Raw genomic sequence first — 22,293 nt, forward strand, 5'->3', positions numbered from 1 at the left:
CATGTCCGTTTGACGAACATCGGCGTCCGGGCGGGTCCTCCCGTCCGGACGCCGGCGTTCGTAGGCTCGAAGTACCCGATCAGGAGGAACTTCGAGATGACGATCACTTCTGACAGGCCCGACCTGTCGACCACGGCACAGCAGTACGCCGAGCAAGGCTTCGTGCTGGTGAAAGGCCTGCTCAGCAAGGAAGAAGCGGCGTACTACCGGCAGCGCAGCCACGACCTGCTGGCCCAGCTGAACCGGTCCGACGACCCCACCTGGGGAGCCGCCCGGGGGATGACCGAGGCGCCGACGAAGCTGCAGCACCTGCACGACGCACAGTTCTACGACGCGGCGTTCTCGAAGCTGCTGGTGGACCCGCGGTTCACCGACGTGGCCGCCGCGGTGATGGGTGTGGACAACGTGCAGCTGCACCACACCAAGCTGTTCGTGAAGCCGCCGGAGAACGGTTCGCCGTTCCCGCTGCACCAGGACTACCCGTTCTTCCCGCACACGTACCACCGCGTCGGTGCGGCGATCTTCCACTTCGACGACGCACCGGTCGAGAAGGGCTGCGTGCGGGTCATTCCCGGTAGTCACAAGTCCGGTCCGCGCGAGCACGAGGCGGAAGGGTCGTACCACCTGCTCGAGCCGTCCTTCGACGAGGCGACGCCGCAGCCGGCCGAGGCGGGCGACGTACTGTTCTTCAGCTACTTCACCGTCCACGGGTCCGGGGTGAACACCAGCGACGCGGCCCGGACCACGTGGCTGATCCAGTACCGCGACCCGTCGGACCCGCCGGCGGTCAAGACGCACGACTGGTCGCTCGGTCAGGGCATGATGCTGCGAGGAGTCGACCCGACCGGCAGGAGTGCCGTTTGAGCCTTGCGTCCGTCGCTGCGGCGGATCGGTTCGTCGACCTCGCGGGACTACTGGAGTCCTGCGAGGTCGACGGCTTCCACGCGGACTTCCTCAGCTGGGGGCACTACCGGCCGGAGTACTGGCGCAACTACTGGCACACCCACTCCTTCCACGAGGTCTGCCTCGCGTACTCCGGCGAAGGCCGCTTCAACTCAGGCTCCGTCCAGTACGACGTCGCACCCGGCTCCCTGTTCCTCGCCCGCCCCGGCGACGTCCACGAAATCGAGTCGTCGCACTCGGCCCCACTAGGAATCGCCTTCTGGGGCTTCACCTTCCGCCCGGCCGCCTCAGGCATCCGAGCCGGGGAGGCGCCAACGCTCCCCAGCGCCGACCGCCGTCCGGCCACCCCGCATCACCCCGGCGACAACCGCCGTGCAGTCGCCCCCGACCTTCCAGGGTGGTGGTCCGGTCTCACCCGGCCCGACGGGCCGGTGATATCCAGCCGGGGCGGCGCCATCCCATCGCTCATCTCGGCGCTTGCCGCCGAGGCGGCTGCGCCGGTTGCCGGCTACGGCACCGCGCTCGGCGCCCTGGGTGCGACTCTGGTTCTGGAGACGGCTCGTGCATTCGCACTCGACGAAGACCTTGCTGTGGAGCCGGTCCGGCGTGACCGCGGTCCGTTGGTGGTGGAAGCGATGCAGCGACACCTCCGCGACAACCTGTCCCGCCCCATCACCGTCCGGGACGTCGCCGCAGCCGCCCACCTCTCCGAGCGTCACGCCGAGCGCCTCTTCACCCAGCAGACCGGTGCGTCGATCATGTCGACCCTCCGCCGCCTACGCCTCGAGCTAGCCGCCCAGCTCCTCCTAGACCCGACCCTCACCATCACCGACGTAGCCCACGCCTGCGGCTACTCCGACGTACGCCCCTTCTCCACAGCCTTCCGCCGCAAATACGGCCGCACCCCCGGCAACCACCGCCGCGCCGGAGGCACCGAGTTCATCTAGAACGACGGCCCGACGCGCAGTGGTATTCTGGTTACATGCGAGTGAGCCTGCTCCTTATGTAGCCGTGCTGGCAGTGGTCAGTGCGGCGTCCCCTCCTGCGTGAGGGGCTTTTTTATGTCCAGGCGTGCCATCTGGCACATTAAGGCTCAACAAACACCCGAAGTATGGAGTAGGACCGTGAGCGAGCAGGTGGAAGACACCCCCATCGACAGGGGTGGCTACGACTTCAACGCCATGCAGGCCAAGTGGCGTCCGGTGTGGGAGAAGCTGGACCCGTTCAAGGCGAAGGACGACGGCTCGGCCGAGCGGCGCTACGCGCTCACGATGTTCTCCTACCCGTCCGGCGACCTGCACATGGGTCACGCCGAGGTGTTCGCACTGCACGACGTGCTGGCCCGCTACTGGTTCCAGCAGGGGTACGACGTGCTGAACCCGATCGGCTGGGACTCGTTCGGCCTGCCCGCCGAGAACGCCGCGATCAAGCGCAACGAGCACCCGGCGACGTTCACCTACGCCAACATCGAGACGCAGGCCGAGTCGATCCGCCGGTACGCGATCAGCTTCGACTGGTCCCGCCGGCTGCACACGTCCGACCCGGAGTACTACCGCTGGACCCAGTGGTTGTTCCTGCGGCTGTACGAACGCGGCCTGGCGTACCGCAAGGCGTCGTACGTCAACTGGTGCCCGCACGACCAGACCGTGCTGGCCAACGAGCAGGTGATCCAGGGACGCTGTGAGCGCTGCGGTCACGAGGTGACCAAGCGCGAGCTGACCCAGTGGTACTTCAAGACCACGGAGTACGCCCAGCGGCTGCTGGACGACATGGAGCTGCTGCAGTGGCCGGAAGAGATCCTGCTGATGCAGCGCAACTGGATCGGCCGGTCCGAGGGCGCGTTCGCGAACTTCGAGGTCGAGGGCCACGACGAGCCGATCAAGGTGTTCACCACCCGTCCGGACACGCTGTTCGGCGCCACCTTCATGGTGGTCGCGCCGGACGCGAAGCTGGCCGCCGAGCTGGTCACGCCGGAGCAGCAGGCTGCCTTCGACGAGTACCTGACCAAGGTCAAGGCGACCACCGAGATCGAGCGGCAGAGCACCGAGCGCGAGAAGACCGGCGTCTTCCTGGGTTCGTACGCGATCAACCCGGTGACCGGGCAGCGGATCCCGATCTGGGCCGCCGACTACGTGCTGGCCGACTACGGCACCGGCGCGATCATGGCCGTGCCCGGCCAGGACACCCGGGACTGGGAGTTCGCGGAGAAGTTCGACCTGCCGATCGTCCGTACCGTGCAGCCGCCCGCCGATTTCGACGGCAAGGCCTACACCGGTGAGGGCGCCGCGATCAACAGCGCGAACGACGAGATCAGCCTGGACGGACTGGACATCGCCGACGCGAAGTCCCGGATCATCGACTGGCTGGACGGTAAGGGCCTGGGCGAGCGGACGATCAACTACCGCCTGCGCGACTGGCTGCTGAGCCGGCAGCGCTACTGGGGTTGCCCGATCCCGATCATCCACTGCCCGTCGTGTGGCGAGGTGCCGGTTCCGGAAGACCAGCTGCCGATGGAGCTGCCGGACCTGCGCGGAGCGGACCTGCAGCCGAAGGGCGTCTCGCCGCTGGCCGCAGACCGTGAGTGGGTCGAGGTCGACTGCCCGAAGTGCGGCGGCAAGGCCGAGCGGGACACGGACACGATGGACACGTTCGTCGACTCGTCCTGGTACTTCCTGCGCTACCTGTCCCCGCAGTACACCGAGGGCGCCTTCGACCAGGCTGCCGCGGACCGCTGGATGTCCGTGTACCAGTACGTCGGTGGCAAGGAGCACGCCGTACTGCACCTGCTGTACGCGCGCTTCTTCGTCAAGGCGCTGCACGACATGGGCCTGCTGAGCGTCGTCGAGCCCTTCACCCGGCTGCTGAACCAGGGCCAGGTGATCAACAAGGGCAAGGCGATGAGCAAGTCGCTGGGCAACGGCGTGAACCTGGGCGACCAGATCGACGAGTACGGCGTCGACGCGGTCCGGCTGACGATGGTGTTCGCCGGCCCGCCCGCGGACGACATCGACTGGGCCGACATGTCGCCGGGGGGCTCGCTGAAGTTCCTGCAACGGGCCTGGCGGCTGGCTGCTGCGGTCGAGGCGCCGCTGGGCTCGGATCCCTCGACCGGCGACGTCGAGCTGCGCAAGCTGACCCACCGCACGGTGGCCGACGCGACCGAGCTGATCGACTCGCACCGGTTCAACGTGATGGTGGCCCGGATCATGGAGCTGGTGAACGCGACCCGGAAGGCGATCGACTCCGGCCCGGGTGCGGCCGACCCGGCGGTCCGCGAGGCGGTCGAGACGGTGTCGATCCTGCTGAGCCTGGTCGCGCCGTACACGGCCGAGGACATGTGGGCCGAGCTGGGCCACGAGCCGACCGTCGCCAAGGCCGGCTGGCCGAAGGTCGACCCGGCCCTGCTGGTCCAGGACACGGTCACCTGCGTGGTCCAGGTGGCCGGCAAGGTGAAGGACCGGCTGGAGGTCGCGCCCGACATCTCCGACGCCGATCTGGAGAAGCTGGCGCTGGACTCGGACGCGGTGCAGAAGGCGCTGGACGGCCGCGGTACCCGCAAGGTGATCGTGCGGGCGCCGAAGCTGGTCAACATCGTCCCGGCCTGAGCGCACGTCGCCCGGTCTCATGTCGTGGGGCCGGGCGACATTTGTCTTAGGGCTACGCTGCTGGGATGCGCTCTGAGCTGATCGACATCGCGACCGGCGGGACCGAGGTCGTGTTCGACCTGACGAGCAGGTGCGAGCAGTTCGTCGCCGCTGAGGCCCACCAGGCCCAGGGCGACGGGCTGCTGCACGTGTTCGTGCCGCACGCGACGGCCGGGGTCGCGATCCTCGAGACCGGTGCGGGCAGCGACACGGATCTGCTCGCGGTGCTGGACGAGTTGCTGCCGCGCGACTTCAGCTGGCGGCACCGGCACGGTTCGCCCGGACACGGCCGCGACCACGTGCTGCCGGCGCTGATTCCGCCGTACGCGTCGATTCCGGTGCTCGAAGGGCGGTTGATGCTCGGCACCTGGCAATCGATCTGCCTGGTCGACACCAATGTGGACAATCCGCAGCGCCAGGTCCGGCTTTCCTGGCTGCCCGGTTAACGGACCACCGGGTAACAATCATTCCCGGGATTTTGGTGACTTATCGTGATGTTGCCGATCGCGTTACGTTTGCGAAACACGACTCCGCTTGAATTGCGGCATGGCAGCCCTGGACACCTTGCGCGACGTCACCGTTGAGCTCCTGGTTCGCGCAACCCGAGGGGTTTGCGACGGCAGCTTGCTGAATGCCGACGCGGGTCGCGCCGACACCAGCGCACGCATCGACGACTGGTCCGGCATCCTTTCTCTGTACACCGCCGAAAATGAATCCCGCTCGGTTCGCGCGACTGCTTGAAACACGCATTTCTGATCCCGCAGGCTTTTCTCCGAGCTTTGCTTTTGTTGCCTTGATCAACAAGTTGGTGTGACCCAGGCCGCATCCCGCACGCCGGTCAGGCCCCGCACAGACACGCACGTCACGCTATGTTGTGACAGGAACGTGGGGCCTCCAGAGGGGTGACGTGCTGTGTCGGACACGGATGGCCGGGCTGACGGTCGGCGGGGTTTCGCCGATCTGTTGCTCGACCTCAGGGTCCAGGCCGGCCTCTCCCAGGAGGAGCTGGCCGACCGCGCCGGGCTGAGTGTCCGGTCGATCCGCGAGATCGAGGCCGGCCGGGTCGCGCGGCCGCGGAAGGACTCGGTCCGGCTGCTGGCGTCCGCGCTCGGTCTGCAGGACCCTTCGCAGTTCCTCGCCGCGGCCGGGCACGGTACTGGGCGTCGGGTCGTGCAGCCTGCTGTCATATCCGTCGCCGATCCGGCCCCGACCGGTCTGCGCTGGCGCGGCACGCGGCCGATCCCGGACGGACTCGTCGGGCGCGAGCAGGAGCTGTTCGAGCTGGAAGGCCTGCTGCGGCAGAACCGGCTGGTCACGCTCGTCGGCCCCGGCGGAGTCGGCAAGACCGAGCTCGCGCTGGCTGCGGCTGACCGCTTCTCCGGCGCGGACACCACAGTGGTGGTCGTCGACCTCACCACGGTCCAGCGCGACGCCGCCGTACCGTCAGCCATCCTCGACGCCTTCGGCACAGCCCCCGGTACGTCGGACCTGGATGACGTACTGTCCGGCCGCCGGCCCGGTGATCTGGTCATCGTCGAGGACAACGCCGAGCACGTCCTCGACGGTGTCGCGACCGTCGCCAACCGGATGGTCCGCAGCTTCCCGGGCATCGGCGTGCTGGTGACGTCGCGGATCCCGCTGGGGCTGCCGGATGAAGTCGTACGCCGGGTGCAGGTGCTCGGCGTACCGCCGAACGACGAGAACTTCGACGAGATCGCGGCGTCGCCGGCCGTCGAGATGTTCTGCCGCCGAGTGGCCCGGGTACGGCCGGAATTCGTTCTGACGCCTGCCAACGCTCCGACCGTGGCTCGCCTGTGTCGCCGGCTGGACGGGCTGCCGTTGGCGCTCGAGCTGGCGGCCGCCCGGGCGGGGTCGCTGTCGGTGGAGACGATTCTGGCGGCGCTGGACGATCGGTTCCGGTTGCTGTCGGGGCCGCGGCGATTCGGCGCACCTCATCAGCGGACGCTGGCGGACACGATTGCCTGGAGCGTCGACGCGCTGTCCGATGCGGCGCGGCAGTTGCTGTACCGGTGCTCGGTGCTGGGGTCGCCGTTCACGCTCGAAGCGGTGGCCGGGGTGTGTACAGGCGATCCGATCGACGGTCTCGACGTGCCGATGCTGCTGGCCGAGTTGGTGGACAAGTCGCTGCTGCAGCCGGTGCTCGAGTTCGAGCAGCTGTACGGCTCGCGGTACAAGCTGCTGGAGACGATCCGGGAGCACGCGTACGCCGGTCTGACGTCGCAGGGTTCAGACTTGGTCGAGTTCCGGGACCGGGCGGTCGCGTGGTGTTCGACGTACGTCGCGGGGCTGGAGGGCGCTTGGTCGTCGCCGGACCGCGACCGGCAGTACCGGGCGGCGCATGCGAACTCTGCGCTGTTCGAGGTGGCGCTGGAGCGGGCCGCCGAGCTGGGGGAGTGGGACGCGGCTGCGCGGATCGTGCTGGGGTTCCGGATCGCGTGGCAGTACCAGGCGAGTGTGGCCGAGAGCGGGATCCGCTGGGCGACGCTGTGCGCTTCTCAGGTGTCCGACAAGGAGATCAGTGGCCGGCTGCTCGCGATCGCGGGGCGGCTGTCCAGTCTGACCGGTGACATCCGTGGTGCGCGTCGGCACTACGAGGAGGCGCGGACGCTGATCCCGGGCGAGACCGAGATGGGTCTGGTCGCTCGTGGCGGCTGGGTGTCGTCCGGTTCGCATCTGCTCGACACACAGAGCCTGGCCGAGATCCCGGCGCTGGTAGACGACGCTCGCAAGCATGGCGACGTACAGCGGTCTGCGACCGTGCAGGCGACCTGTGGGCTGGCTCTGCTGCGGTGGGGTCGGTTGGTCGAAGCCAAGGAGCTCCTGCTCGCTTGGGAGGCTGCACTGGTCAATCCGGGCGTCTATCCCGACGAGATCGCGTACATGGCGCTCAGCCGTGTCGACCTCGAGCTGGGGAACCTGGCCGAGGCGCGTCACTGGGCCGTGCTCGCCCGCGACAGTCAGGCCTCGGACGACCCGGAGCGGACCAAGGTCGCCGGCTGTCTGGCGATGGTCGAGTTCCACGACGGCCGGTACGACGAGGCGCGGGCGCTGCTCGACCAGGCCGACGCCGACATCCGTGGCCACCGCGGGTACTTCGACTACCTGGTGATGCTGTACCGGTCCCGGCTGGCGCGTGCCGCCGGTGAGGTCGAGCAGGCGCGGGTGTCGATCCGGGATGCTGTGAACCGGCTACTGCTCGAAGGGCGGGTCGTGTACCTCCTCGAAGTACTGCCGGAGGCTGTGGCGGTGCTGCACGCGCTGGGACGCTCGGACGCGGGAGATGCGTTGTGCGGGCAGTTGCTGGCGTGGCAGCGGTCGATGGACCCGCCGATGCTGCCGACCGCGTGGGCGGTGCTGCAGGAGTCGTGTGAGAGTGCTTCGGCTGCGGACGGTTGGCCCGAGCCGGATCCGGCGGCCGCGGTGCAGCGGCTGGCGAACGACGTACTGTCTGCTCTTTCCTGACCGCTTTTATGACGTGGATCCGCGGAAGCTGCCGGGTAACTGCCGGTTGATCTGCCTCGTCCTGACATGGCTGCCGGACCAAGAATTACAGCCGTAGGGCAGGTTCCACGAAGCAGAGTCCGACACCGGGCGGCGGCAGCGAAAGAGGTGGTGAACCATGAAGAGGCCATGGGACACCGCCGGACTGCCGGCCGGCGCGGCGAAGGCGACGCGGAGGGCATCCGGCGGCTGGTTGGTGGGGGCGCCGAGCGGCTGTCGAGAGCTCCGGGGTGCTGTGGAGTGTGGATCTGTCCTGCCTGTACCGGACGCTGTGCACCGTCAGGGCACCGCTTCCGGGGCGGGGTTCCAGCATCGGGTCAGGCACACGACACAGGGGACGAGTGCCACGACCCGGCCGGCACGGGTAACCGACGGGTTTGGTCACCCGTCGGCGGGCCGGCCGCTGGGACCTCCCGGAACCTCGACGAGCTCGCGGTCAAGGCCGGTCCTGCGCGGTACCGGATACGGGGAGTAGCTCGTCGAGGCTCCATCAACTTCAGGCTGACAACCAGGGGGAGTCAGCAGGACAGGCCGGGCTGATGACGCACGTGGGGACGCCACCAGCCCGGCAGTAGTCCCAAGCGAGGTGAAGGCCCGGGAGGGGTGGCCTTCACCTCGCTAATCTTTGAGAACCGCCGCCTTGTCGAACGCGTAGCCGACCATCCAGTGGGGCTGCAGCCGGCAGTAGACGATGTCGTCACCCCAGCTCGACGGCGAACTGCCGTAGTGGTTGGTGAGATGCTCCTCGATCTCCGCGAAGTCCGGGTGCTCCGGCGTCAGGAACTCGACGTCCCCGTGGCTGAACACCCCGATCCGCTCACCGTCGACGTACGAGAGACTCGCCGCCGGCCGCTTCCTCAGCTGCCGCGCCTTCGCCGCCGACCCGGACGTCGTGAACACCCACCGCGCGTGCAAGAAATGCCCGTCCACCGCGCTGATCCGCGGCTCACCCCGCGCCGTCACGGTGGCGAGATTCAGCGTGCACATCCCGGTCAGAACCCGCACCAGCTCCTCGGCATCCAGCCGGCGCTGGTCCTTGATGATGTTCCGCAGATGCTGGGTCGACCGCGCGTACGCCGTGTCCAGCAACCCCTGCATCTCGGTGACCTCCGCCACTGTCTCCTTCATAATCCGGAGTCTGGCACTCCGCTCAGACATTAACTGTCCGGTAACCTCGCTGCATGGCAGCCCGCGTGCAGGTCGTCACCGACTCCACGGCCGGTCTGTCCACGCACGAGGTGCTCCGCCACCCGCTGACCGTCGTACCGCTCCAGGTCGTGATCGGCGGCACGTCGTACGACGACGGCGCCACGTCGGCCGACGCGGTCGCGGAGGCGCTCAAGACATTCACGCCTGTCTCGACCAGCCGCCCCGCCCCGCAGACCTTCGCTGACACGTACGCCGCCTGCGCAGCCGACGGCGCCGAAGCGGTGGTGTCGATCCACCTGTCCGGCGACATGTCCGGCACGTTCGAGGCCGCGATGATCGGGGCCAAGGAGTCACCGATCCCGGTCCGGGTGGTCGACTCCCGCTCGCTCGGCATGGGCCTCGGCTTCCCGGCCCTCGCGGCGGCCGCCGCAGCCGCCGCCGGGGCGGACGCCGCCGCGGTCGAGGCAGCGGCGCGAGCCACGATGAAGTTCACCTCGGCGTACTTCTACGTCGACACCCTCGAGTACCTCCGCCGCGGCGGCCGCATCGGCGCCGCCCAGGCCCTCTTCGGTACGGCGCTCGCCGTCAAACCGCTCCTCACGATCAGCGGCGGCCGCATCGTCCCCCTGGAAAAGGTCCGCACCTCCAGCCGAGCCATCGCCCGCCTCGCCGACATCGCCGTCCAACGCGCCGGCGACGCCCCCGTCCAGCTCGCCGTCCACCACCTCTCCAGCCTGGAAAAAGCCCAATCCCTGGCCGACGACCTCTCCAACCGCCTCCCCAAAGCGGAAGAAGTCGTCCTCCGCGAGGTAGGCGCCGTAATCGGCGCCCACGTAGGCCCCGGCCTCCTGGCCGTAGTAGTCAGCCCCCGCTAACCACCCGAGGTTCTCCACAGGTCCGAAGTCGTCGTCCCGCGGCCGCCCCGAACTCGTACTTTCTCTGCACGTGAAGGCCTTCCGCCGTACCTCAACCCCCGACCCCACCACCCGAGCCCGAGCCCTGGCCCGCCTAGCCGCCCGACCCCCCACCCACCCCACCACCACAGCCCTCCCACCCACCCACAACACCGCGCACCCCGCCCCCGCCCACCCCGCCGTCACCAACCACCCGACGCCCGACGCGAGCCACGCCGACGACCACCCGTCGTACGGCGTTGACAACAACGACGCCAAGCCCGCACCCACACCCGCCCAAGGCGTCGACCGCTCAACGCACGCCATCACCAGCGACCACGCCCAGCCGACGCACGACCTGACCCATGCCGTCGACCAACCGCCGCACGGCGTCGTCCGCGGCCACGACGAGCCCGCGCCTGCAGCCCCCCGGGCCGCCGACCGGTCCACGTACGACGTGTCCCGTACCAGCAACGAACCGCCGTACGGCGTGGGCGTTGACGACCAACCGGGGTACGACGCTGCCCGCGGCGGCACCCAGCTTGCGCCCACATTTGCCCGGGACGTCCACCAGTCTGCGCACGCCGTGTCCCGGAGCGGCAACGAACCGGGGTACGGCGTTGGCCGTGACGGTGACCAGTCCGCGCCTGCGGTTGTCCGAGCTGCCGACCAGTCAGCGCACGCCGTGACCGGCGGCAGCGACCAACCGGCGTACGGCTTGGACCGCATCGGCAACGAACCGGCGTACGGCGTGGGCCGCGTCGGCGACCAACCGGGGTATGGCGGCGACGGGCCTGCGCCCGCAGTTGCCCGGGGTGTCGACCGGTCCGCGTACGGCGTGAGTCACGGCGGCGACCAGCCTGTGCATGGAGCAGGCCGAGGTGCCAACCAGCCTGCTGACGCAGTTGGTGGCGACACGGGCCAACGGGCGCACAGCGGTGGCCGTGGCGGCGACCAGTCCACGCACGCGGTTGGACGAGGCCTGGGGCTAGCTGCGCACGTTGGTCGCGGCGATGGCGAGAACCTTCACAATCCGACCGACCCCAGTCGCGAGCACCCCCGCGACGACTACCTGGAGGAGCGTGATGACGAGGTGCGAGGTGGATGGATCCCGGAACAGGTCCGGCCCGAGCGACTCCGAGATGCTCGCTGGACCCTCACGCCACGGCACGTCCTCGTCCTGCTCGCTGTATTGGCCGTGGGCCTGTCCTGGGCCGCCTGGACCTTCCTTCGAGCCCGGCCTGAAACCCTCCCGAACGCCCAACCCAGCATCGCTACCACCGGCTCACCCGTCGCCCAGCCAACCTCCGGCCAAACCCAACCCGGCCAGACACAACCCAACACCGGCCAACCGGAACCCGGTGCCAGTCAGTCGCCAGGCACCAATCCGTCATCCGACCCCAACCAACCGTCCGGCACTAACCAGCCTCCAGGCACTAACCAATCCCCAGGCACCAACCAGTCGCCCGGCGCCGCAACCTCACCTGGCCAACCGCTGCTCGTCGTGTACGTCGCCGGCAAGGTCCGCCGTCCCGGCCTCGTACGCGCCCCGACGGGCTCTCGCATAGCCGACGTACTCGCCCTGGCCGGCGGCCCACTCCCCGGCGTAGACCTCACCACCCTCAACCTCGCCCGCCAGATCACCGACGGCGAGCAGATCAACGTCGGCCTGCCGAACCAACCCCCACCCACCAACCCACCCGGCGCAACCACGTCATCCACGCCGACCACTGCATCCACAGACCCCGTCAACCTCAACACCGCCACCCTCGCCCAACTGGACGCCCTCCCCGGCGTTGGCCCCGTCCTCGCCCAGCGGATCCTCGACTACCGCACCCAGAACGGCCCTTTCACCACCATCGACCAACTCCAGGAGGTCCCCGGCGTAGGCCCCAAAAAGTTCGACTCCCTAAAACCCCATGTCCGCCTCTAACAAACAACCAGCCACCAGCCACGAACTCCCCACTAGCACCCCACCCGCCCCCAACCCACACACCTCGAACGCACCCACGGCCGACCCGCCTCTGACCGAGCCGCCTGTGGGTGAACCGCTCGATGTGCGGCTGTTGGCTCCGGCGGGGGTGGGTTGGGTTACTGCGGTTGTGTTGGTTGGGGAGCGGCCGGTTGTTGCTGTGGTTGTCTCCGTTGTTGCGTTTGCGCTTGCCGTCGCGCTTGGCCTGGTCCTGCGCAGTAGACAGATGCACCCGCAGCGGACGATCGGGTGGGCGGCGGCTGGGTCCTTGGTTGTGGTCGGTGGGTTGGGGATTGCTGCGGCGCTGCAGTCCGCCAGCCTTCGCGCGGGGCCGATTCGCGGGCTGGCTGCCGACTCGGCGAGCGTCAACGTTCGCCTCAAGATCGAAGGGGACCCGTCGCTTCGCCAGAGCACCACCAGTCGACGTCCGCCGTACGTCGTCGTCAAAGCGATCGTCGAGGAGGTACGCACCCACTCCAGCTCCACCGGCATGACCACGACCCGCATCCGTACGCCGGTCTTCCTCATCGGGACGGCTAAGTGGCAGACCGTCAGGTACGGCCAGCATGTCGACGCCACCGGCAGGTTGGAGGCTGTCGAGGACGGCTCGGATGTTGCGGCGATGCTCTCGACCCGTTCGCCGCCGCGGGTTGTGGATCAACCGCCGTGGTGGCTGCGCGCCGCTGAGCAGGTTCGTGCCGGCCTCCGGAAGGCTGTCGCCAACGAGCCTGATGATGTCCGCGGTCTCGTCCCGGCGCTGGTGATGGGCGACGTGTCCGGGGTGTCTGCCGAGTTGAATTCGGACTTTCAGACCACCGGCCTCACTCACCTGTCCGCCGTGTCAGGGACGAACCTCACCCTGTTGCTGGCGTTCGTGCTCCCGTTGGCGCGGCTGGTCGGAGTGCGTGCGCGCGGTCTGACCGTGGTCGGCGTGATGATGGTCGTGGTCTTCGTCATCCTCGCCAGGCCACAGCCGAGCGTGCTCCGAGCGGCCGCGATGGGCCTGATCGCGCTGGCTGCGATGACCAGCGGGGGAGCGCGGCGTCGCGCCGTACGCAGTCTGTCGGTCGCGGTGATTGTGTTGCTGCTCCTCGACACGTCGTTGGCGCGTTCGGCCGGGTTCGCGCTGTCGGTGCTCGCGACCGCGGGGATTGTCCTGCTCGGACCCGGCTGGCGGGATGCGTTGGCGAGGTGGTTGCCGGGGTGGCTGGCTGATGCGATCTCGTGTCCGCTTGCTGCTCAGCTCGCGTGTACGCCGGTCGTCGCGTGGCTTTCGGGGCAGGTGTCGCTGGTCGCGGTTGCGGCGAATCTGTTGGCCGGACCAGCGGTCGGTCCGGCGACGATCCTCGGCTTCATCGCGGCCGGAGTCGCCTTGCTGAGCACGGAACTAGCCCAGCTGGTCGGCTGGGCCGCGGGCTGGCCTGCGCGCTGGATCATCCTGGTCGCCCGTGAGGGTGCCGGCCTCCCAGGCGCCGCAAACGCCTGGCCGGCAACCGCGCTCGGGATCGTCGTACTGACCCTGCTCTGCCTGGCGCTCGTGCTCGGCCTGCACCGGATCCTGGCCCGGCCGATCGCGATGATCCTGGCGGTGGTGGTGCTGGCGGTCGTCGTACTGCGACCTGTCGGCTCGCTCGGTTGGCCGCCCGACGACTGGGTCTTCGCGGTTTGCGATGTCGGGCAGGGAGACGGGCTTGTGCTCCGAGCCGGTGAGGGTACGGCGGTTGTCGTCGACACGGGTCCGGATCCGGCCGCGATGGATCGATGTCTGCGGGACCTGGGGATCAAGCACATCCCGGTGCTTGTACTCAGCCACTTCCATGCCGATCACGTCGGCGGCCTGGCCGGCGTACTCAACGGGCGGAAGGTCGATGAGATCGAGGTGACGCCATACTTCTCGCCGCGGGCGGAGTACGACCGGGTGGTCGAGCTCGCGTCGCACCATGGGGTCGGTTTGCGGACGGTCACGTTCCACGAGAAGCGGGTCGTTGGTCAGCTGAGTTGGACCACGCTGTGGCCGGCGAAGGTACCGGCGTTGCCTGCGCCCGGCACGTCGTCCGCGACCTCGTCGGATGAAGGGTCGCCGGAGAACAACGCCAGCATCGCGATGATGGTCGAGGTCGCCGGTCTGCGCATCTTGCTCACCGGAGACCTCGAGCCCGAATCCCAGCGGGCAGTCCTGGCATCAGGTGTCGATCTACGGGCCGATGTCCTGAAGGTCCCACACCACGGTTCTGCCCAGCAGGAGCCAGAATTCATCGCCGCCACCCACGCCCGCCTGGCTCTCATCTCTGCCGGCCGCGACAACGACTACGGCCATCCGGCCCCCAGGACTCTGGAACTCCTGTCCCATGACGCCATCCGAACCGCCACCACCAACGTGAGCGGCACCCTCGCCGTCACCAACAACCACAACCAACTGGCGCTCACCACAACACATCCCGCGCCGTGACGTTCAGGACCGGACGGTATGAGGTGATGTCTGAACGCTCAGCGGCTCTTCGCCAACGCGTCGTACCGCACGTCCGTGAGTTGTTGGGATACCTCCCACAGCCGCCGTTGAGTCGCGGCGTCGTGTGACCGGGGCGTCGACTCGAGCCGCGTCGGTTGCCCCTTGAACTCGAACAGACCATCCGGCCCGTAGTACTCGCCGCCCAGCGCCCCCGGGTCGACCGCCGCGTACAGGATCGAAAGCGCCCCAATCTCCACCGGATGGGTGATCGGGCGGGCAAGTCCCCACGACGCGCCGCGGAACAGAAACGGCAGATTCCGGTTCAGTTCCGTGCGGGCACCGCCGGGGTGGGCAGCCAGTGCCACGGTCGTCGCACCACCCACCGCGAGTCGGCGCTGCAACTCATAGGTAAAGAGGAGATTCGCCAGCTTCGACTGGGCATAGGCCGCCGATCGCCGGTACCGCCGTTCCGACTGCAGATCGTCGAAGTCGATCCGCCCCTGGCGGTGCGCAGGACTGGCGACGGTGACGACCCGCGAGCCGGCAACTGGCAGCAGTCGCTCCAGCAACAGCCCGGTGAGGGCGAAGTGACCCAAGTGATTAGTGCCGAACTGGAGCTCGAACCCGTCAGCCGTCGTACTGCGTGGGGGCCGCATCACGCCGGCGTTGTTGATCAGGACATCGATGCGATCGTGCTCCGCACACACCTGCTTCGCAGCCTCACGGATCGACTCCAGCGAGGCGAGATCGAGAGCGACTACGCTCACCCGCGCGGCCGGCGTCACGGCTCGGATGTGATCCCGAACCGCAGCGCCCTTGGCGAGGTCACGGCACCCCAGCACTACGGTCGCACCGGCCGCGGCCAGCACGATCGCGGTCTGCCGACCTACCCCGGCACTGGCTCCCGTGATGAACACGGTGCGGCCTGACTGATCAGCTATCGCCATCGGACCCTCCTGCTATTATCCGGGATGTGTATCCCGGATATGACGATACGGGACGGGCATCCCGTTTAGCAACGGTCCGATGCAGCGCCCGATGCGGAGTCCGATGCGAGGTCCGATGCGAGGTCCGAGTACGGGGGACCGATGGCTGAGTCGGGCAGGGCATTGCGAGCCGATGGACAGCGGAACCGCACTCGGGTGGTGGAAGTCGCCGAAGCCGCGTTCGCGACGAAGGGATTGGCTGTTCCGATCTCAGAGATCGCCCGACGCGCGGAGGTCAGCACCGGCACGGTCTCGCGCCACTTCCCGACCAAGGACGCTCTCATCGAGGCGGTCCTTCTCACGGTGCTCGAGCGCCTGGGCGTCGAGGCCCGGGCTCTGGCGGTCGCCGACGGCCCAGGCCCGGCGTTCTTCGGCTTCTTCAAGCGGCTGGTCCTCGAGGGCACGACCAACAAGGCCCTGTTCGACACCTTGGCCGCGGCCGGCCCCGACAGTGACCTCAAGAGCGCCGTGGCATCGGCAGGCACAGACCTGATGGCAGCTCTCGGACACCTGCTGGTCCGTGCTCAACAGGCCGGCGACGCCCGGCCCGATATCTCCGTCGACGACCTGTCGGCCATTCTCGTCGGCGCCCTCGCGATGCAGGCTCACAGCAGCACCAACACGCCCTCCGCCCACCTGGCTGACCTGGCCACCGACACCCTCCGAGCCCACCCTTGACGCCTCCCCGCGGGTTCGCGACCAAGAGGTGGCGCGGCGAGGGTGATCCCACAACCCCGTCACGACGAAGGCGTCACGTCATACCGTCTAGAGCTGGGCGAAAGTGACGGATGCGGTTGGGATTGTGTTTTCGGGTTGGTTGCCGAGGGACCAGGCGGCTACTCGGGAGGCGATGTGGGCTGGGACTTCTTCGGATACGCCGGGAATCGCGGGGATGTTGTAGGTGCCGTGGGCGTCGTGCGGGAGGAGCAGGTGGTAGCCGCGGGCGAGGGCTGTCTTCGCGGTCGCGTGGACGCACATCTCGGACATGACGCCGCAGATGGCGAGTGAGCGGACGCCGGCGGCGACGAGGATCTCTCCGAGTGGCGTCGCATCGAAGCCGTCGTCGCGGGGCTTGCGGACGACGTGCTCGCGTGGGCCGGGCTTCACCGGGAGGTAAAGCTCCCAACCAGGCGTCTCCGGCTCGTCGTCGGCGCCGGGCGGGCCGTCGTTCTGCAGATGTACGACGACTGCGCCGGCTTCGCGCGCTCGGTCGAGCAGCTCGCCTACGCGGGCCAGCAGCTCACCAGCTCCAGGCACGGCATCCGTGCCGGAGACGAAAGCGGTCTGCATGTCCACGACGATCAACGCGTCGGCAGGTTGGGTCATGGGGTCATCTTGGTTGGTTCGGCGAGGGTGCGCACTTGGATTGTCGGAGTGGCGTGGGATGCTGGCCGCGTGGCTGCTCGTAGGGGTTCTGCGCCGAAGCTCGGTGATGTGTTGCTGGTGACCGGGACCGAGTCGTTCCTTGCGGATCGGGCGGTGCGGTCGGCGATCGCGGCGGTGTCGAAGGGCGCCTCCGAGGTCGAGGCGACCGACGTCGACGCGGCTACGCTGGATGTCGGGGTGTTCGCGGAGCTGACCGGGCCGTCGCTGTTCGCGAGCGAGCGGGTGCTGGTTATGCGATCGCTGGAGAATCTACCGAGCGAGATGGTGCCGCATCTGCTCGAGTACGCCGGTTCGCCGTCGGACGACGTACTCGCGGTGCTGGTGCACTCGGGCGGCCAGAAGGGCAAGGGCGTTCTCGACAAGTTGCGGAAGGCATCGGTCAATGAGGTCGTCGCGACGGCGCCGAAGGCCTGGGAGCTGCCGCAGTTCGTGGCGGGGGAGATCCGGCTGCACGGCGGGACCGTTGACGAGGGCGCGGCGTCGGCGCTGGTGGACGCGGTCGGGCATGACCTGCGGGCGTTGGCCGGGGCATGTTCGCAGCTGGTGTCGGACTCCGGTGGTCAGGCGGTGACGGCCGAGTTGATCGGCCAGTACTTCGGTGGGCGCGCCGAGGTGACGAGCTTCGCGGTCGCGGACGCGGCGATCGCCGGGCGGACCGAGCCGGCGCTCGAGCAGCTGCGGTGGGCGCTGGACTGCGGGGTCGCGCCGGTGCTGGTCACGAGTGCGATGGCGGGCGGGTTGCGCGGGCTGGCGAAGTACTCGAGTGCGCCGAGCGGGATGCGCGAGGCGGATCTGGCGCGCGAGGTCGGCGTACCGCCGTGGAAGCTGAAGCAGCTCAAGCAGCAGTCCCGTGGCTGGACTCCTGGTGGGCTCGCAACCGCGATCAAGGCCGTCGCTCAGGCCGACGCCGACGTCAAGGGTGCGTCGGGCGACGCCGGGTACGCCCTGGAGCGGATGGTCCTCACCGTCACCCGAGCCCACGGCCGCCGCTGACACAGAGTCGCGCACCCCGGCGTCTCGCCGCGCCGTCTGCGCGAGCCGGCCGACCCCGGAGCCTCCGCCGAGAGCCTCCGCCGAGAGCCGGTGCCGAGAGCCGGTGCCGAGAGCCTCCGCCGAGGGCCGGTGCGGAGAGTCGGTGCGGAGAGCCGGTGCGGAGAGCCGGTGCGGAGAGCCGGTGCGGAGAGCCGGTGCGGAGAGCCGGTGCGGAGAGGCGCTGCATCAACCTGGTTCGGGCACGCAAAAACGATCGGCCGGTCGTTGGGGACGGGCCGATCGTTCGGGGGCCGCCGGCAGGCGCGCGGCCGGGGCCTCAGAGGGAGGCGGCCTTCTTGAAGAGGGCCGACTTCCGGTTGGCAGCCTGGTTGGCGTGGATGACGCCCTTGCTGACGGCCTTGTCGAGCAGGCGGCCGGCCTTGCGGGCGGTCTCCTGGGCCTTGTCGGCCTCACCGGCGTCGACGGCCTCGTGGAAGCGGCGCACAGCCGTCTTGAGGGTCGACTTCACCGACTTGTTGCGAAGTCGCGCAGCCTCGTTCTGGCGGTTGCGCTTGATCTGGGACTTGATGTTCGCCACGAAGAAGAGCCTCGATCAGGTGTGTGCGGTCAATACGGAAGGTGTCGCGGCGCACGGCTATACACCGCCCGTGGGCGCGCGAAGAGCCAGATTACCAACAAGGCGACCCCAGCTCCAAACTCACTCCGGCCGCGCCGCCGGCTCGGCGGTGGATTTCAGCCGCGTGAGGGTGGTGTGGATGCCGTCCGCGTTGCGCGGGGTGCGGTTGCCGAAGATCGGTCGGAACAGCGCTCGCAGGACGCGGGGGCGGTGGTCGGTCCAGGATTCGGTGACCTCGCAGCCGGTTGCGGTCGGGGTGAACTCGTAGTCCCAGAGCGAGATCGGGATCGGGCCGAAGTGGATGGAGAAGGCGAACCGGCGGCCGGGCTCGGCGGCGACCACCCGGCCGAAGGTGAACCAGCGGACAGCGCCGGCCCGGTTATGACCGATGAAACGCGCCCCGACCAAAGGCCCGCTGGAAGGTATCGGGGCGGCAGGCCCGGTGGATGCGGCGGCGGGTTCGGTGGGCGGGGCGGTGGGCGGGGCGGTGGGGCCGGAGTGGTGCGACCAGGTGACTCGGGTGCATTCGGGGCTCCACTCGCGCATCCGGGGTAGATCGCTGACCAATGAATAAAGGGTGTCGGGCGAGGCGGCTACCGAGATGGACTCGGTCAGATCGGGCATCGGGTTTTCCCTTGCTGTCGGCATCCGTCCGGTCCGAGGGTGACATCGAGGCGGGCGCGACGGCATACTCGGGGCCCCGCGAGCCCCCAGCTCCACCATCGCGCTGCCCAAGCCCTGGAGGAACTCCGTGACCCGCAAACGCCCGGCGATCATCGTCGCCACGGCCCTGATCGCCGCGACGGCCGGCGTACCGCTGCTCGTCAACGCCGCTAACGCCAGCCAACCGGCGGCGACACAGGCAACCCCCGAGCTCAAGCGCTCCGAGACCGGTTCGTACATCGTCCAGCTCGACGACTCCCCGGTGGCCGAGTACGACGGCGACATCGCCGGCCTCGCCGCCACCAAGGTCGCGCCCGGCGGCAAGCTGCTGAAGACCGCCGCCCCGGTGATCAACTACGTCAAGCACCTCACCAACGAGCGCAACGAGCTGCTCAGCACGAGCAAGATCACCAAGCTCTACGACTACAACTACACGTACGCCGGTTTCTCCGCCCAGATGTCGTACGACGACGCCGTCAAGCTGGCCAAGCAGTCCGGCGTGAAGAGCATCGAGCCGAGCGACATCGTGCACGCCGACACCGTCGACACCCCACGCTTTCTGCAAATGTCCGGCAAGGGCGGCGCGTGGCAGCAGGCCGGTGGGATCGACAAGGCCGGCGACGGCGTGATCATCGGCATGATCGACTCCGGCTACACACCGGAGCGCCCGAGCTTCGCGCCGATCAAGACCACCAAGCAGTCCGACGCGATCATCGCGAAGAAGTGGAAGGGCACCTGCCAGGCCGGCGAGGAGGCGCCCGTCACCTGCAACAACAAGGTGATCGGCGCCCGGTACTTCGACAAGGGCATCGGCACCCGGCCGATCCCGGAGGAGTACAAGTCGCCGCGTGACTACGGCGGCCACGGCACGCACACCGCGAGCACCGCGGCCGGCAACTACGGCGTCGAGATGAGCGTCATGGGCCGCGACTACGGCAAGGGCTCCGGTATGGCGCCGCACGCCCGCCTCGCGATCTACAAGGCACTCTGGGCGGTCGACGCGACCGGCGGCGGCAGCGGTACGGACGCCGACATCGTGGCCGCGATCGACGCCGCGGTCGCGGACGGCGTGGATGTCATCAACTACTCGATCTCCGGCAGCGGTTCGTCGTACGTGAATGCCACCGGGCTCGCGTTCCTCCGGGCGGCCAAGGCAGGCGTGTTCGTCGCCACCAGCGCCGGCAACACCGGTCCGGGCGAGGCGACGGTCGGCAAGACGTACCCGTGGGTGACATCAGTTGCCAACGGCACCCATGACCGCGACATCCAGACCAAGCTCACCCTGGGCAACGGCAAGACGTATACCGGTGCGGGCATCGGCGCCGGCGTACCAAGCGCGCCGGTGATCCTTGCCAAGGACGCTGGGCTCCCGGGTGCCGACCCGGCCAACCTCACGCTCTGCCAGGCCGGAACGCTCGACCCGGCGAAGGCCACGGGCAAGATCGTCGTCTGCGACCGTGGCGTGAACGCCCGCGTTGACAAGAGCCTGCAGGTGAAGAACGCCGGCGGCATCGGCATGATCCTGCTCAACCTGACCCCGAGCACGCTCGACTCCGACCTGCACTCGGTCCCGACCGTCCACCTCGACGACAAGGCTGCTCCCGAGGTCAAGGCGTACGTCAGCGGCACCGCCAACCCGACCGCGACGATCAGCGCCGGTACGCCGGTTCGCGTGACTGCTCCGATGGTGGCCGCTTCGTCCAGCCGCGGCCCGTCCCCGGCCGGCAACGGTGACCTACTCAAGCCGGACGTCATGGCGCCGGGTACGAACGTCCTCGCCGCGACGACCGCGTTCAGCGCGGCCGGTGGCGAGTACGCGTTCATGAGCGGTACGTCGATGTCCACGCCGCACATCGCGGGCATCGCCGCCGTACTGAAGGCCAAGCACCCGACGTGGTCCCCGATGGCGATCAAGTCCGCGATGATGACGACCGCGACCGACAAAGACACCGTGGGCAAGCCGATCAAGAACGACTCCGGCTCGCAGGCCAACCCGTTCGGGTACGGCGCCGGCCTTGTCCAGCCGAAGCTGGGGATGGATCCCGGCCTGGTCTACGACTCGACGTACACCGACTGGACCAAGTTCGTCTGCGGCTCAGGCCAGGTCCCGGCCACCCATGAGCTGTGTGCGAACGGCAAGATCGACCTGAGCGACCTCAACTACCCGACGATCGCGATCGGCGACCTGGCAGGCAAGCAGACCGTCACCCGGACCGTGACGAACGTCAGCAAGCTGCCGGAGATCTACTTCCCGAAGGTCGAGGGCCTGAAGGGTCTCAAGGTGACGGTGTCGCCGCGGATCCTGATCACGCTGCCCGGCCGCAGTACGACGTACAAGGTGACGTTCGAGAACAGCGGCGCTCCGCTCGAGCAGTACTCGTTCGGCCGCCTGGTCTGGAAGTCCGCAAAGCACTCCGTGGCCAGCACGCTCGCGATCAAGCCGCTCACGGTCAAGGCGCCGACGCAGGTCAACGGCACCGGGGCCAGCGGCTCGGTCCAGGTCCCGGTGACGGCCGGGTACTCCGGGACGCTCAACACGACTGCGATCGGTCTGGACGCGGCCGCGGTCGGCGAAGCGGCGCTGAAGAACCCGGGTGGCGTGGCGTTCCCGACGACCGCCCCGAAGGCGAACGACCACGTTGCGAAGTTCACGGTCAGCGTCCCGGCCGGTACGACGCACGCCAGGTTCTCCACGTTCGACGCGGACTATCCGGCGGGCACTGACCTGGATGTGTTCGTCTACCAGGCCGGTACGACGACGCTGTTCGGCAGCAGCACAGGTGGTTCGGCAGAGGAGGAGGTCAACCTCCCACGGCCGGCAGGCGGCCAGGTGGACGTGTACGTCGACCTGTACGCCGGAGCGAACGAGCAGACCGTCAAGCTCAACCACTGGGAACTGCAGAAGGCCGCCGGCAACCTGACGGCCACGCCGGCGAGCCAACAGGTAACAGTCGCCGGCCAGACCAACATCACTGCGTCCTGGACCGGCCTGACACCCGGCACCCGCTACCTGGGTCAACTGCGCTTCTCCGACGGCGCAGACGGCTCCGGCTCCACCATCGTCCGAGTAGACAGCTGAACAAGACATCGGCTCAGCACCCAACCGCGTGCTGAGCC

The 22,293-nt window shown here is 68.6% G+C and carries 17 protein-coding genes; 12 read left to right on the forward strand and 5 right to left on the reverse strand.

Features of this window, described 5'->3' with window-relative positions:
* Nucleotides 1-96: 96 nt before the first annotated feature.
* The 6 genes from FDA38_RS10100 (at nt 97) to FDA38_RS10125 (ending at nt 8,030) form a co-directional block, all read left to right on the forward strand.
* Nucleotides 97-864 (forward strand): phytanoyl-CoA dioxygenase family protein, encoded by a 768-nt coding sequence (locus FDA38_RS10100; RefSeq protein ID WP_137253748.1) that lies wholly within the window; start codon nt 97-99, stop codon nt 862-864.
* On the forward strand, nt 861-1,850 hold the full coding sequence (locus FDA38_RS10105) for a helix-turn-helix domain-containing protein (RefSeq protein WP_137253749.1): 990 nt from the start codon (nt 861-863) through the stop codon (nt 1,848-1,850). The genes FDA38_RS10100 and FDA38_RS10105 overlap by 4 nt, the downstream gene beginning before the upstream one ends.
* Nucleotides 1,851-2,027: 177 nt before the next feature.
* Nucleotides 2,028-4,508, forward strand: a complete 2,481-nt coding sequence (leuS, locus tag FDA38_RS10110) for a leucine--tRNA ligase (RefSeq protein ID WP_267901741.1) — start codon at nt 2,028-2,030, stop codon at nt 4,506-4,508.
* A 65-nt stretch (nt 4,509-4,573) separates the two neighbouring features.
* On the forward strand, nt 4,574-4,993 hold the full coding sequence (locus FDA38_RS10115) for a YjbQ family protein (RefSeq protein ID WP_137253751.1): 420 nt from the start codon (nt 4,574-4,576) through the stop codon (nt 4,991-4,993).
* A gap of 100 nt (nt 4,994-5,093) precedes the next feature.
* A complete protein-coding gene (locus FDA38_RS10120; RefSeq protein WP_137253752.1) occupies nt 5,094-5,288 on the forward strand; it encodes a hypothetical protein in 195 nt (64 codons plus the stop codon).
* A 171-nt stretch (nt 5,289-5,459) separates the two neighbouring features.
* Nucleotides 5,460-8,030 carry an ATP-binding protein gene (locus FDA38_RS10125; protein WP_137253753.1) on the forward strand — a complete coding sequence of 857 codons (2,571 nt, stop codon included), beginning with the start codon at nt 5,460-5,462 and terminating at the stop codon, nt 8,028-8,030.
* A 657-nt stretch (nt 8,031-8,687) separates the two neighbouring features.
* Here FDA38_RS10125 and FDA38_RS10130 read toward each other — a convergent pair.
* The gene (locus FDA38_RS10130; RefSeq protein ID WP_137253754.1) at nt 8,688-9,197 is read right to left on the reverse strand and encodes a pyridoxamine 5'-phosphate oxidase family protein; all 510 of its coding nucleotides are present in this window, start codon (nt 9,195-9,197) and stop codon (nt 8,688-8,690) included.
* 53 nt (nt 9,198-9,250) lie between these two features.
* Here FDA38_RS10130 and FDA38_RS10135 point away from each other — a divergent pair, with 53 nt between their 5' ends.
* The 3 genes from FDA38_RS10135 to FDA38_RS10150 all read left to right on the forward strand — a co-directional run bounded on the left by FDA38_RS10135 (nt 9,251) and on the right by FDA38_RS10150 (nt 14,532).
* Entirely contained in the window at nt 9,251-10,093 is an 843-nt protein-coding gene (locus FDA38_RS10135) for a DegV family protein (protein ID WP_137253755.1), read from the forward strand.
* Between the two features lie 70 nt (nt 10,094-10,163).
* A complete protein-coding gene (locus tag FDA38_RS42970; RefSeq protein WP_233714622.1) occupies nt 10,164-12,044 on the forward strand; it encodes a ComEA family DNA-binding protein in 1,881 nt (626 codons plus the stop codon).
* A 169-nt stretch (nt 12,045-12,213) separates the two neighbouring features.
* On the forward strand, nt 12,214-14,532 hold the full coding sequence (locus FDA38_RS10150) for a ComEC/Rec2 family competence protein (protein ID WP_233714623.1): 2,319 nt from the start codon (nt 12,214-12,216) through the stop codon (nt 14,530-14,532).
* Between the two features lie 38 nt (nt 14,533-14,570).
* Here the strand turns inward: FDA38_RS10150 and FDA38_RS10155 are convergent, their stop codons facing one another.
* On the reverse strand, nt 14,571-15,479 hold the full coding sequence (locus FDA38_RS10155; protein WP_137253757.1) for an oxidoreductase: 909 nt from the start codon (nt 15,477-15,479) through the stop codon (nt 14,571-14,573).
* A 198-nt stretch (nt 15,480-15,677) separates the two neighbouring features.
* Between FDA38_RS10155 and FDA38_RS10160 the strand changes: the two genes are divergently transcribed.
* Nucleotides 15,678-16,196, forward strand: a complete 519-nt coding sequence (locus FDA38_RS10160; RefSeq protein ID WP_202877609.1) for a TetR/AcrR family transcriptional regulator — start codon at nt 15,678-15,680, stop codon at nt 16,194-16,196.
* Nucleotides 16,197-16,283: 87 nt separating this feature from the next.
* On the opposite strand, the gene FDA38_RS10165 is transcribed toward FDA38_RS10160, so the two are convergent.
* Nucleotides 16,284-16,844 carry an isochorismatase family protein gene (locus FDA38_RS10165; protein ID WP_137253759.1) on the reverse strand — a complete coding sequence of 187 codons (561 nt, stop codon included), beginning with the start codon at nt 16,842-16,844 and terminating at the stop codon, nt 16,284-16,286.
* A gap of 69 nt (nt 16,845-16,913) precedes the next feature.
* Between FDA38_RS10165 and holA the strand changes: the two genes are divergently transcribed.
* Nucleotides 16,914-17,897 carry a DNA polymerase III subunit delta gene (gene holA / locus FDA38_RS10170; protein WP_137253760.1) on the forward strand — a complete coding sequence of 328 codons (984 nt, stop codon included), beginning with the start codon at nt 16,914-16,916 and terminating at the stop codon, nt 17,895-17,897.
* A 316-nt stretch (nt 17,898-18,213) separates the two neighbouring features.
* On the opposite strand, the gene rpsT is transcribed toward holA, so the two are convergent.
* Both rpsT and FDA38_RS10180 read right to left on the reverse strand, forming a co-directional pair.
* A complete protein-coding gene (gene rpsT, locus FDA38_RS10175) occupies nt 18,214-18,474 on the reverse strand; it encodes a 30S ribosomal protein S20 (RefSeq protein WP_130447203.1) in 261 nt (86 codons plus the stop codon).
* A gap of 120 nt (nt 18,475-18,594) precedes the next feature.
* On the reverse strand, nt 18,595-19,137 hold the full coding sequence (locus tag FDA38_RS10180) for an SRPBCC family protein (RefSeq protein ID WP_170989654.1): 543 nt from the start codon (nt 19,135-19,137) through the stop codon (nt 18,595-18,597).
* Nucleotides 19,138-19,264: 127 nt separating this feature from the next.
* On the opposite strand from FDA38_RS10180, the gene FDA38_RS10185 reads away from it, so the two are divergent.
* Complete coding sequence (locus FDA38_RS10185) at nt 19,265-22,255, forward strand: S8 family serine peptidase (protein WP_137253762.1); 2,991 nt, start codon at nt 19,265-19,267, stop codon at nt 22,253-22,255.
* Nucleotides 22,256-22,293 lie beyond the last annotated feature (38 nt).

Origin of the sequence: Kribbella jiaozuonensis (assembly GCF_005233875.1) — a bacterium.
GTDB classification, from domain to species: domain Bacteria; phylum Actinomycetota; class Actinomycetes; order Propionibacteriales; family Kribbellaceae; genus Kribbella; species Kribbella jiaozuonensis.